The following is a 12,803-nucleotide window of genomic DNA, read 5'->3' as shown; positions in this document are numbered from 1 at the left end:
TGTTACTGTCGACGTTACCCTCGGCGAATTTGCCATATTGCGACTAATGAACTGATTAGAGCATGACAAAAACGCGTAGACTACATCGAATCGGGGAACGACCAGCCACACTAGCAACGGCTATCACAATTAAGGGCAACATCATGCTACGTATCGAAGTGACAATAGATAAGCTAAATATCAATAAATTCCCGGCAGGATACACCGACGCACTCACTGAGGAGTTGGATAAGCGGCTTGGGAGGAAATTTGACCATATTGATGTGAAAGTAAGGTTTGCGGGCGCTGATGGTCTATCAGTTCTAGGTGGTGCGCCAGATGATAAGAAAGCGGTAGAAGAAATTTTACAAGAAACATGGGAAAGTGCTGATGATTGGTTTCAGCCTTAGAATAGACTGGGCAATTACGCCCGGTTTTTGTATTTAGAATGGCAGTACAATCCGCTCCTGGCATGATCGACCCAATGCCAATAAAGAGGATGTATCTCCGCAATCGGTCGTCACGGATAGAATAATACCTAGCGAATAATCTATTAATACTACAGCCAAACGGTGATAATGATCACCGACAAAGTTATCAAGCTCAAACTGCTCTACGATCACTATAATATCAATACCGTACAACTGAGGGTCAACTAGTGCAGCGACAACCTGTTACATCTTCCAGAATTCTGTCGATTGGTTATGATCCTGAAAATCGCATGCTGGAGATACAATTTCGCGAACAAGGGATTTATCAATATCTTGGCGTCCCGGAGCGCGTTCATCAGAATTTTATGTCCGTGGTTTCGAAAGGTCGTTTTTTTGATGGCGTGATTAAGGGTAAGTTTTTGTGCCGGAAAATTGGCTAATTAGAAAAATAACCAATTAAAACAGTCAACTAAATAAATCTGAAACGGTCGCTTCAATGATAAATCTGTGCAGAGAAGCCTACCGTTTTAGAAATCATCTTTCCGCTCCACAGATTATCCCATCAAGTAGCGCCATAAATAGGATATGGGTACCACAAACAATAGCGCGGGCAGGAAATTCACCACCGCGAATATTTTAATTTGTGCAATACGTAACCCCACTGCAATCATAATAATCCCACCGCAGGCGGAAAAATCAGCAAAGGCAATATCATCCATATACGGCATGATCAGTTTAGCCAACAAAACCAATGCAATTTGGATCAACAATTGCGGCACAGCAATAGCCACCAGCGCGATACCGAGCGAGATGGAGAATATCAGCGCGGTGAAGAAGTCCATTAACGCTTTGACAAATAGCAGTTGAAAATCACCAGTAATGCCTTCAGTCAACGAACCAACAACTCCCAGTCCACTAGCACAAAACAGCACAATCATCGCGGTGAAACTCTGCGCAAACTCCTGCGGCGGCAATGTACTGCGTGATGGAATAACTCGTTCCAACATTATACGGGTTTTATTTGCCCCCCATTTTACCCCCTGCTCAAGGGATAATAACTCCCCCACGGCGGTCCCTATAATCAACGCCAAAATAACCGCTGGCATAAAATGTACTTTTACCACCATCACAATACCGATGGAGATAGAAGCTAGCGCAAACGTAGCCGGTAACCCTTCCTGTAAACGCTTAGGGACATGACGCGCTAGTAATACGCCAACTATCCCCCCCAGGATAATGCCTGCACTGTTAATAAATGGGCCAACCATACCGTGCTCCCAATGGCTAAAACGCGTTCTGCTGATAAAAAATGTGTCTGTTTTAGAATTAGGAATTTCGATAATAGCTAAAGACAAACAACTGATATGAGGTATCCCGACCACTGGAATCCCCCATACAGACAAATTATATGTTACGGTGTCACAAACCCCAATTCCTGCGAAATACGCTGGGCCGTAGCCAGAATAGGTTTAATTAGGGTTTTTACCCCCACCTGTTGCAGTTTGGCTGTGGGCAGGGAAACTGAAACGGAGTACGGTACCCGTTGCTGAATATCAAAAACAGGAGCCGCCACACAAGATACACCTAGCTCATTCTCTTCACGATCCATCGCCAGCCCCGCTTGACGAATATCTGCCAGTTCCTGGTACATTTTGGGTAATTCGGTGATGGTATTGTGCGTCAGCGGCTGAATCTCATGCTGATGGCTCTGCCAATAATCATCTGGATAGTCACTTTTACCGTACGCCATAAATATCTTACCCATCGCCGAGCAGTACAGTGGCATATGCTGCCCGATATAAGCGCGGGTGCGCATCATGCCAGTGGTAGGTTCTAACTTATAAATCAGGATAACGTGGTCATCTTCGCGGGTTGAAAAATTGACTGTCTCACCAAGCTCAAGATTGAGTTGTTCTAAATGTGGGGCCGCGACATGGATAATATTCAGTGATGACAGTGCTTTTTGGCCAATTGAGATGAACTTGGTTGTCAGCCGATAACTGCCTGGAGAAGGCGCCTGAGTGACATAGCCACAGGTATGTAGCCCTTGCAATAACCGATGAACGGTACTTTTGTTCATCCCGGCCAATTCAGATAGATGCGCCAATGGGCAGCCATTAGGGTAATTACTTAATATCTCAATCAGTTGCAGCCCGCGGAACAGACTTTGGCTGCCTAACGGCTTATCTTTCTTGTCATCTGTGAGTATAAGGGCCATAGACGATATCCTTGTTGTTTAGCATGAAATGGTACTCCAAAGCCGCAGTCTGTGTGAAGCACGAAACAGTGTTTCGTTATCATCCCTGGCGCTGTATCTCGCAACATTTATCCAACATAAGAAGTGCGTAGTTCGTCACATTTCCACAAACAAATAAATAAGTACTTGTTTTTTATAGCAACTTAATTCATCACTTCTTTTGCTTTAGCGAAGATATCAGCATATTATTTTTGAAATCAGATTTCGTATATTGAAATATAAAGTCTAGTTTATGCTCGATAACCACTAAATCGCGAATGCTTTCACTCAAGACATTCACCGGATAAGGGGCGTCACACTGATGAATACCACTGAATTGGGCCAACCCATTCTCTCGATGCGCCATATCATCAAAGGATTTGGCGGCAATATTGCGGTCAACGATGTCAGTCTTGATGTTATGCCAGGCGAAGTACTGGCATTGCTCGGCGAAAACGGCGCAGGAAAATCCACTCTAATCAAAGTATTGGCGGGCGTCTACCCACGGGACAGTGGCGATATTCTGTTCCAGGGAAATAACATACGTTCTGCCGCAGAAATTAAAAGTGATACTCGTCAGCCTATTGCTTTTATCCATCAGGATTTAGGGCTAATTGACTGGATGACCGTTGCCGAAAATATGGCGTTGGTGATGGGGTTTCCGCGTCGATTCGGTCTGATTAATTGGTCAGCTATTCGCCTGCAAGCCAGTCGGGCTTTACAGGATATCGGCATTGACCTCTCACCTGATGCGCGCGTGTTTGAACTGTCGCGCACTGAAAAGTCATTATTGGCCATTGCCCGCGCCGTTGCGGTTAATGCCGAACTATTGGTGTTGGATGAGCCGACCGCCTCTCTACCCGCCAACGATGTCCGCCATTTATTTGAAGTGATTAACCGCCTGAGGGATAAACATGTTGGCATGATTTATGTCACTCATCGTTTGGATGAAGTGATTGAAATTGCCGACCGGGTGTGTGTGATGCGGGATGGACGCTATGTTGCGGGTGGGAATACCGCCGATTACTCATTGCGTGATCTGGTGCAAATGATTGTTGGTGAAGCCATGGGCGACTCCCAGCGTGAACCGTTACCTGAAGCCAGTAAACCTGTATTACAGCTTAACGCGGTGGTGGTAGGTGAGATTGGCCCGGTTACTTTCAGCCTACAACCAGGCGAAATGCTGGCACTAGCGGGGCTAAGAGGAGCGGGCCAAGAAGAGTTAGGCCGCCTGCTATTTGGTTTACGCCATTGTGATCAGGGTGAAATTATTTTCCGCGACCGCCCCTATACCGCCGCCTCACCGCAGCAAGCTATGGCAGCAGGTGTTTCCCTAGTGGCCGGTGACCGCACCGGTGAAAGTCTGGTGATGTCGATGTCGGTGCGCGAAAACCTATTCATTAACCCAATTGCCAGCGGTCACAAATTACTTTCCCGTTATAGCACCCGCAGCGAAATGGGGGAAAGTTGGTGGAAAGTGCAGTTATTCGATGTCCGACCTAAAGACGTCAATATTGATATCAGTGCCCTTTCCGGCGGTAACCAACAAAAAGTGGTCATGGCACGCTGGATGCACCTGGGCGCGCCATTACTGATCCTTGAAGATCCAACTGCTGGCGTGGATGTTGGCGCACGTGCTGAAATTTATCACTTATTAAACAAATCATTAGCAGAAGGTGTGGCGGTTTTGGTGATTTCCAATGATTTAGAGGAGATCGCACATATCTGTAATCGGGCATTGGTGTTTAACCGTGGCGAAGTGGTTGGTGAACTGCGTAACCAGCAGGTCTCGTTCGCTAATTTATTGGAGTTGGCGTCCGCCAGCACCGGGGAAGTTACATCCGTTTAAAACAGCGACCTGTGCTAATGGTTACATCGCCCCTCGCGGTGTCATTGTGGTGCTCAGGTTTCGGAGAGTGTTATGTCTAAAACATCCATAAAATCGACAGCGCTTGAACAACGAGTCAGCCTGAGTGAACACGGTTTCGGTGCCTGGTCCATGCAGGCCATGACGCGCTACGGCTTACTATTATTGTGTATTTTATTGGTGCTGGTGTTCTCACTGACCACCCCGTCGTTTGCTTCCATGCTCACTTTGCAGGCCATTTTGTCCAGTAAATCAAAAATTGCTTTGCTGGCACTGGCCGCCACTATTCCGATGATTGTCGGCAAGATCGATTTAAACGTCGGTTTCGGTATTGTGCTCTGGCACATTCTGGCGATAACCCTGCAAGTGCAATACGGTTTTTCTTGGCAGGCTGCCGTCATAACCGTATTGATAATTTCGGCACTTTACGGGCTATTAAACGGCATATTGGTAGCATTAGCCGACATTGATAGCTTTGTGGCGACCTTAGGCTCCGGCACCGTGCTTTACGCCATCGCGTTATGGCACTCAGGTGGCCGTCAGATAGTCGGTGATCTTCCTGATGCTTTTATTGCACTGCACCATACCGAGATATTCGGCATTCCTATTGTTGCATTCTATGTATTGATTATCGCCGTGGTGCTGTGGCTCATTACCGAACATACCCCGCTTGGCCGCTGTATGTATGCCGTGGGTGGGAATCCCGCAGCCGCCCGGCTTAACGGAATTTCGGTCAACCGTTTTACTGTCGGTGCATTTATCACCTCCAGCGTGTTGACCGGATTCAGTGGTGTGCTCATCGCCTCGGAGCAAGGGGTTGGCCAGGCCAGTGTCGGTATGGACTATCTGTTACCAGCACTGGTCGGTGCCTTCCTCGGTAGTACCACCATCCGCCCAGGCCGGGTCAATGTATGGGGAACGGTAGTAGGGATTGCGATTCTGGCAATTGGTATTGCAGGTATTCAGCAATTCGGTGGCGAGTTCTGGGTTGAACCCTTGTTTAACGGTGCCACATTGCTGCTTTCCATCACCTTAGCCGGTTATGCCCAACAGCGCAGATTATTGAATCAAAAAGCCGTCAAGCCCAGCCAAACGCCGGGCAACACTAAAAAAGCTACAAATTCTTAACCTCACCAAGGAACAGAATATGAATCGCAATTTGATACTACAGGGCTTAGTTTTTACCACGCTATTTACCACAGCATTACCCGGCTGGGCTGACAGCTATCTTGATGAAGCCAAGGCCGCAGTCAGTAAGGCCACATCAACGGTGACTGAATGGGATGGCCCCACCAGTGGCCCAGCACTGCAACCCAATAAGCATATTATTTTTATTGCTTCTGATATGAAAAACGGCGGCGTGCAAGGAGTACAAGAAGGCTTATCACAAGCGGCCAAAGCCGCTGGCTGGAAGCTGGAAACACTTGATGGCGGAGGCTCGGTTAAAGATCAGTTATCATCATTAAATCAGGCGATTGCACAAAAACCTGACGGTATTGTTATCGGTGGTTGGAATCCCAATGTCGCGAAAATACCACTCAAAAAAGCCATTGCACAAGGTATTGTGCTGACCGCCTGGCATACCGTCCCAGAGCCGGGTCCGGTGAAGAATTACAATATTTTTTATAATGTTACCTCCGACTCCAATGATGTAGCCCGTATTGCTGCACTGTATGCCGTAGCAAAATCAGAAGGTCAGGCCAAGGTACTGATTTTCACTGATTCGCTGTATCAAATCGCGTTGGACAAAGCCAATGTGATGAAACAAACCATTGAGAAATGCACCGGATGCCAGGTGATTGAATTTATTGATACCCCGTTGGCAGATACCGCCAACCGTATGCCAGCAATGACTTTCAGCCTGTTACAAAAATACGGTGATAACTTCCAATACGCTTTAGCAATTAACGACCTCTACTTTGATTTTATGGCCCCTGCCCTGAAAACGGCTGGTAAAGGTGGCAAGAACGCGCCTTACAATATTTCGGCGGGGGATGGCTCTATTTCTGCCTATCAACGCATCCGCTCTGGCGACAGCCAGTCAGCTACGGTGCCGGAGCCGTTGAAGCTGCATGGCTGGCAACTACTGGATGAATTTAACCGTGCATTCGCCAAACAGCCTCCCTCTGGCTACGTGACTCCTGCTCATTTGGTTACCCGCGACAACATAAGCAGCGACGGGGGTGATAAACAGATGTTTGACCCACAGAACGATTATCAGAGTCACTATAAAGCTATTTGGGGCGTGAAATAAGTCAGGCGTAAATACGCCGTCGGAGGCAGCAACCATGACCACGTTAACGCTGGCTGAGACAGGTATTGGTGAATTATCGGCGGTGTTGGCCGCCGATAGCCCACTGGAATGTTTATGCTCCCCAGCTATCTGGGCGGAAGGGCCGGTCTGGTTACCACAAGAAAATGCGGTGGTATTCAGTGATGTAAAAGGGAACCGGATGTTTCGCTGGTGTCGCGACGGCGAACTCAGCCTCTACCGGTCACCGTCCAACTTTGCTAATGGTAATGCCCGTATGGCTAATGGCTCGATTGTCAGTTGTGAGCATGGCCGACGCGGTATCAGCCAGACTGATATACAAGGCAATATCACGCTATTAGTTGATCGTATCGACGGCAAGCGTTTTAACTCGCCCAACGACATTGTAGTGAAATCAGACGGTACCTTATGGTTTACCGATCCGCCTTATGGCATTACCGGCGACGACGAGGGCTATAAATCAGAAAGTCAGGTTATTGGCTGCTACTTGTACTGTTTCGATCCTAAAGATAGCTCACTACGTATCGCCGCTTGTGACTTACAGCGACCAAACGGGCTGGCTTTTTCGCCAGATGAACAACTGCTGTATGTGGCGGATATGTCAATTGTCGATTTCCCCACCCTCGGCCGGCGGCAGTTGCGGGTTTACCCCGTAATTGGGTTACAACTGGGTGATGGCCGTGTTTTTGCAGAAATATCACTGGGCTTCCCTGATGGATTCTGTGTCGATCATGCGGGCAATCTATTTTGCAGTTGTGCGGATGGTGTGCTGGTTTTTACCCCACAAGCAACATTACTGGGTAAGATTTCAGTTCCTGAGCGGGTATCAAATTGCACTTTTGGCGGACCGAACGGTGATGAACTTTATATCACTGCCGGTACTTCACTGTATCGCATCAGAGTGAATACTTATGGCTGAGAAAAACCCATAACCCAGCCCCCTATCCATGCCGGACTCATCCGGCATTCACCCTCGTAACCCCATAATAAAACAGGATTATCCTGCGTACAGCCACGTCGTGTCTGTGCGCCACACTGCCTAAATAATCAACAAAACGAGGTGGTGATCACATTTTGACTAAAAACAATATAACTGATTGTTTTTAAAAAACATTTAACTACGGCGCTGCTTTGACTTCACTTATGTGGAGGTATAGCATTAATTTGAAATGTGATTTCGTATATTGAAATTTAGCGCATCAAAAAAATACACTTCAATTTTTAAATTATTCAGGGGAGCGCGCAATGAGAGTCAGTTACCAGCAGTTAAAGGCAGAGTTTAAACGGGTACTATTGGCGCGAAAAGTGAGTGAAGTTACCGCTGATGCTTGTGCCGAGATGTTTGCGCAATCCACTGAATACGGTGTTTATTCCCACGGCGTAAATCGATTCCCACGTTTTATTCAACAATTGGAAGCCGGTGATATCGTGCCTGATGCTATTCCAACGAAGGCATTAGCACTCGGGGCTATCGAGCAATGGGATGCTCATCAGGCTATTGGCAATTTAACCGCCAAACAAATGATGGATCGTGCCATGGTATTAGCGGATCAGCATGGTATTGGGGTGGTTGCCTTGCGCAATGCTAACCATTGGATGCGCGGTGGTGCCTACGGCTGGCAAGCGGCAGAACAAGGTTATATTGGCATCTGCTGGACAAACTCAATTGCTGTAATGCCGCCGTGGGGAGCCAAAGAGTGCCGTATCGGCACCAATCCTCTGATCATTGCCGTTCCCGGTGAAACCATCACTATGGTCGATATGTCTATGTCGATGTTCTCTTATGGCATGCTGGAAGTTAACCGATTGGCGGGCAATACATTGCCCGTGGATGGTGGTTTCGATAATGACGGCAATCTCACGCGGGATCCGGCCATTGTTGAGAAAAACCGGCGCATCCTGCCAATGGGTTATTGGAAAGGTTCTGGTTTATCCATTGTGCTGGATATGATTGCCACCCTGCTCTCTGGCGGTTTATCCGTTGCCGAAGTCACGCAAGACAAATCAGATGAATTCTGTATCTCACAAGTGTTTATTGCCATTGAAATCGACCGTCTGATTGATGGCAAAACTCGCGATGAAAAATTAAAACGCATTTGTGATTATGTCACTCAAGCTGAGCGCGATAACCCTGATGTCGCTATTCGTCTACCAGGGCATAAATTCCCACGCGTTAAAGCGGAAAATCAGCGCGATGGTATTCCCATTAATGACCAGGTTTGGAAAAAAATCTTAGAAATGTAATTAAAATCAATAAAATTCAGCAGGATACTTATTTTCATCTTGAAGGAGAATTAAGAGCAGTGAGTCCTTAAAATATTTAGCCAATGGATTAACCTCGAGAGTTTAAATAAATATCCAGCGGAATAATCTCGGATGAAAAATTAATCATCCTTAAATTTAAACATTAATAATAAATAGGAAAGGCGTCTTTTTATATAAATATACTTGATATTTATATCACTAGCTGTCGCCTCCTTATTGGCACTGTTGCTGCCCAAAATAGACAAAAAAGCTGACCGGAGGCTGAAATGGAATATTGGTTGGGTATCGATTGTGGCGGCACCTTTATTAAAGCGGGTCTGTATGACCGAGACGGTAACGAATGCGGGATCGCGCGGCAAAATTTAGCCATTATCAGCCCCCAGCCGGGATGGGCTGAGCGCGATATGACTGTGCTATGGCAGGCAATGAGTGCGGTGATTCGCCAACTGTTAGCCCGCCACACGATTCCCCCCAGCAGTATTCAGGGCGTGGGCATTTCTGCTCAAGGTAAGGGACTGTTTTTACTTGATAAAAAAGGTGAGCCATTAGGCAATGCCATATTATCCTCTGACCAACGGGCGCTGTCATTGGTTAAACAGTGGCAACGAGATGGCATCCCACAAATGCTCTATCCAATCACCCGCCAAACATTGTGGACCGGGCACCCGGTATCCTTGCTGCGCTGGTTGAAAGAACATCAACCCAGCCGTTATGAGCAGATTGGCAGCATTCTGATGGCCCACGACTATTTGCGTTACTGCCTGACCGACCAATTAGGTTGCGAAGAGACCAATATATCAGAATCTAATCTCTATCCGATGGCCGAAGGTGGCTATCAACCCGCACTGGCACAACTGTTAGGTATCCCTGAAGTTATGGCAGCCCTGCCACCGATTGTGGGTTCGGCACAAATTGTCGGCACCATCACTCAGGCTGCCGCCAATGCCACCGGTCTGCCGGTTGGCCTCCCCGTTGTCGGCGGTTTGTTTGATGTGGTCTCTACCGCCCTCTGTGCTGGCCTGAAGGATGAAAGCCGATTAAATGCAGTGATGGGGACCTGGTCGGTGACCTCGGGAATCACCGACCAGCTTAAAGCTGATGTTGAATATCCCTTTGTTTATGGCCGTTATGCCGAAGCAGGTAAATACATCGTGCATGAAGCCAGCCCGACCTCTGCGGCCAATCTGGAATGGTTTACCCACCAATGGTTTGGTGCTGAGGGCGGGAAAACAGACTACCAACAGCTTAATCAATGGGTAGCACAGTTACCCAAAGCAGGTAGCCAGCTACTGTTTGTGCCGTTTTTATATGGCTCCAACGCTGGATTAGGAATGTGTGCCGGATTTTATGGCATGCAATCTTTCCACCAGCGCCAACATCTGGTGCAAGCCATCTACGAAGGGGTGGTATTCAGCCATATGACCCACCTCAACCGAATGCTGAAACGCTTTTCGGCCGTCAGCGCACTACGGATTACCGGCGGACCGGCTCAATCACTGCAATGGATGCAGATGTTTGCCGACATCAGCGGGTTACCGGTAGAGCTGCCGCAAGTTGAGGAGACGGGTTGCCTGGGCGCATCACTGGCGGCAATGGTTGGCACGGGGCGCTTTGTCGATTTCAGTGATGCTCAGCAGGCCTTAACCCCGCAACTGCACACTCTGCAACCCGATCAGCACGCCCGACAAGCATATCAGGAGAAATATCTCCGCTATCAGGCACTGGTTGCTGCTCTTGGCACTTTGCAATGAGCTTCTATTGCTCAGGCAAGGTTGCGGCACCGACTCTATTTAGGACATTGATACTATGACAACTCAGCACCTCAGGCCGCAATTACAACTCGCACTGGACCATACCCGGCTTGATGCCGCACTGGCGACCACCGCGTTGCTGCACCGCCATGTCGATATCATCGAGGCCGGTACCATCCTGTGTATCAGTGAAGGTATTCAGGCGGTCAAAACTCTACGTCAACGGTATCCACAACATACGCTGGTCGCTGATTTTAAAGTGGCTGACGCGGGCGCCACACTGGCGCAACAAGCATTTTCTGCCGGCGCAAACTGGATGACGGTGATTTGCGCAGCCCCTCTCGCCACCATGGCAGCCGCATTGGAGGTGGCAAAGCAACATGATGGCGATATCCAGATAGAACTGTTTGGCCACTGGACGCTAAATGACGCTAAAAACTGGCGTGACTTAGGGTTAACTCAAGCCATTTATCATCGTGGCCGCGATGCTCAAGCCAGCGGACAAAGCTGGAGTCAGGCTGATCTAGACAGGATGCAGACACTGTCCGACTTAGGAATCGAACTGTCGGTTACCGGCGGTATCACTCCTGCTGATTTACCCCTCTTCCACACCATTGCGGTACGTGCCTTTATTGTCGGCCGTGCACTGTCTGAAGCCGAACATCCCGTAGCCACCGCCACCGCGTTCCACCATGCCATTGACGCTATTTGGGGGAAATAATATGCGCCAACATCCATTAGGTATTTATGAAAAAGCATTGCCTAAACACTTGAGCTGGCCTGAGCGTTTAGCCTTAGCCAAAGCATGTGGTTTTGATTTTGTTGAAATGTCTATCGATGAAACAGATGAAAGGTTAGCGCGGCTCAGTTGGAGCAAAGCACAGCGTTTATCTCTGGTTGATGCCATGTTAGAAACCGGGATTGCAATCCCTTCCATGTGCTTGTCGGCTCATCGCCGCTTCCCTTTTGGCAGCCATGATGACGAGTTGAGAAAGCAGGCCTACCTTTTGATGCAACAAGCGATTCAATTGGCGAAAGACGTGGGTATCCGCACCATTCAGTTGGCGGGCTATGATGTCTATTACGAAGAGCAGGATGCTGGCACTCTAAAGCGCTTTACCGAAGGGCTGCAATGGGCAGTACAACAGGCAGCCGCCGCGCAGGTTATGTTGGCGGTCGAAATAATGGACACGCCGTTTATCAATTCGATCAGTAAATGGAAGGTCTGGGATAACTGCCTCGCTTCACCGTGGTTCACGGTTTATCCTGATGTCGGCAACCTGAGTGCCTGGGGTAATGATGTCAGTAATGAGTTATCGATAGGAATTGACCGTATTGCAGCCATTCATCTGAAAGATACTTATCCAGTCACTGACCAGTCACCAGGGCAATTTCGTGATGTGCCTTTTGGTGAAGGATGCGTGGATTTCGTCAATGTTTTTAAGACACTCAATCAACTCAATTATCGCGGCGCATTCCTGATTGAAATGTGGACGGAGAAAGCAGAGGAACCGGTGGCGGAAATTGTTCAGGCTCGCCGCTGGATTGAACAACGAATGCAACAAGGGGGACTCACCCCCTAATTTAACGTTGGCTGCATTACGGTATTGGCAAAGAAACGAATTGGGAACAAAAAACCTACAGAGACGGCTGACATTGGTTGTGTAAAGGTGTTTATCACCACCAACAATGATTTACATTATGATCTATTGCTTTTGAGTAGCGCTGGGTGTATTGCTATTTCTACAGGATGTGCTCATAATCAATTTCCGTTTCCGTGTAGCAATGGTTACTGGAACGCCGCCCCGATTGTTCATGCAATCGGGGCGTTTTATTTGGTCGCTATCCACCATTTCTCGCGCCAAAAACGCGCAACCGCCCCCCTACCGTGCATCTCTCACTATTTAGCTTTTGCCCTGACAATGATAAATACGGAACAAAATAATACTTTCCATCCGTTTTTCTTCCGTATTTTGTTGCCTATGATTTGTTCACCGGTCAA

General features: G+C 48.0%; 12 protein-coding genes. 10 read left to right on the top strand and 2 right to left on the bottom strand.

The window, feature by feature from the left end; genetic code table 11:
- Positions 1-143: 143 nt before the first annotated feature.
- Both V1955_RS10075 and V1955_RS10070 read left to right on the top strand, forming a co-directional pair.
- Positions 144-389 (top strand): DinI-like family protein, encoded by a 246-nt coding sequence (locus V1955_RS10075; RefSeq protein ID WP_083163607.1) that lies wholly within the window; start codon positions 144-146, stop codon positions 387-389.
- A gap of 248 nt (positions 390-637) precedes the next feature.
- Positions 638-850, top strand: coding sequence for a KTSC domain-containing protein (locus tag V1955_RS10070; protein WP_005161573.1), 213 nt, complete (start codon positions 638-640; stop codon positions 848-850).
- 114 nt (positions 851-964) lie between these two features.
- On the opposite strand, the gene V1955_RS10065 is transcribed toward V1955_RS10070, so the two are convergent.
- A complete protein-coding gene (locus V1955_RS10065; RefSeq protein ID WP_083163605.1) occupies positions 965-1,678 on the bottom strand; it encodes a DUF554 domain-containing protein in 714 nt (237 codons plus the stop codon).
- Positions 1,679-1,821: 143 nt separating this feature from the next.
- Positions 1,822-2,628, bottom strand: a complete 807-nt coding sequence (locus V1955_RS10060) for an IclR family transcriptional regulator (protein WP_102970400.1) — start codon at positions 2,626-2,628, stop codon at positions 1,822-1,824.
- 340 nt (positions 2,629-2,968) lie between these two features.
- Between V1955_RS10060 and V1955_RS10055 the strand changes: the two genes are divergently transcribed.
- From V1955_RS10055 to V1955_RS10020, 8 genes are all read left to right on the top strand, one after another.
- A complete protein-coding gene (locus V1955_RS10055) occupies positions 2,969-4,495 on the top strand; it encodes a sugar ABC transporter ATP-binding protein (protein ID WP_083158692.1) in 1,527 nt (508 codons plus the stop codon).
- Positions 4,496-4,567: 72 nt separating this feature from the next.
- Complete coding sequence (locus tag V1955_RS10050; protein WP_442820851.1) at positions 4,568-5,641, top strand: ABC transporter permease; 1,074 nt, start codon at positions 4,568-4,570, stop codon at positions 5,639-5,641.
- A 19-nt stretch (positions 5,642-5,660) separates the two neighbouring features.
- The gene (locus V1955_RS10045; RefSeq protein WP_442820850.1) at positions 5,661-6,767 is read left to right on the top strand and encodes an ABC transporter substrate-binding protein; all 1,107 of its coding nucleotides are present in this window, start codon (positions 5,661-5,663) and stop codon (positions 6,765-6,767) included.
- Positions 6,768-6,801: 34 nt separating this feature from the next.
- Positions 6,802-7,704, top strand: coding sequence for an SMP-30/gluconolactonase/LRE family protein (locus V1955_RS10040; RefSeq protein WP_442820849.1), 903 nt, complete (start codon positions 6,802-6,804; stop codon positions 7,702-7,704).
- Between the two features lie 326 nt (positions 7,705-8,030).
- On the top strand, positions 8,031-9,029 hold the full coding sequence (gene yiaK, locus V1955_RS10035) for a 3-dehydro-L-gulonate 2-dehydrogenase (RefSeq protein ID WP_083158689.1): 999 nt from the start codon (positions 8,031-8,033) through the stop codon (positions 9,027-9,029).
- Positions 9,030-9,316: 287 nt separating this feature from the next.
- Positions 9,317-10,801 carry an FGGY-family carbohydrate kinase gene (locus tag V1955_RS10030; protein ID WP_372569240.1) on the top strand — a complete coding sequence of 495 codons (1,485 nt, stop codon included), beginning with the start codon at positions 9,317-9,319 and terminating at the stop codon, positions 10,799-10,801.
- Positions 10,802-10,856: 55 nt separating this feature from the next.
- A complete protein-coding gene (ulaD, locus tag V1955_RS10025; protein WP_442820848.1) occupies positions 10,857-11,522 on the top strand; it encodes a 3-keto-L-gulonate-6-phosphate decarboxylase UlaD in 666 nt (221 codons plus the stop codon).
- 1 nt (position 11,523) lies between these two features.
- A complete protein-coding gene (locus tag V1955_RS10020; protein ID WP_083158686.1) occupies positions 11,524-12,384 on the top strand; it encodes an L-ribulose-5-phosphate 3-epimerase in 861 nt (286 codons plus the stop codon).
- Positions 12,385-12,803: the final 419 nt, after the last annotated feature.

This window comes from Yersinia sp. 2545 StPb PI (assembly GCF_052217125.1).
Lineage (GTDB): Bacteria > Pseudomonadota > Gammaproteobacteria > Enterobacterales > Enterobacteriaceae > Yersinia > Yersinia enterocolitica_E.
Note: the sequence above shows the minus strand (reverse complement) of the source record. Positions and strands in the feature narration are given on the sequence as shown.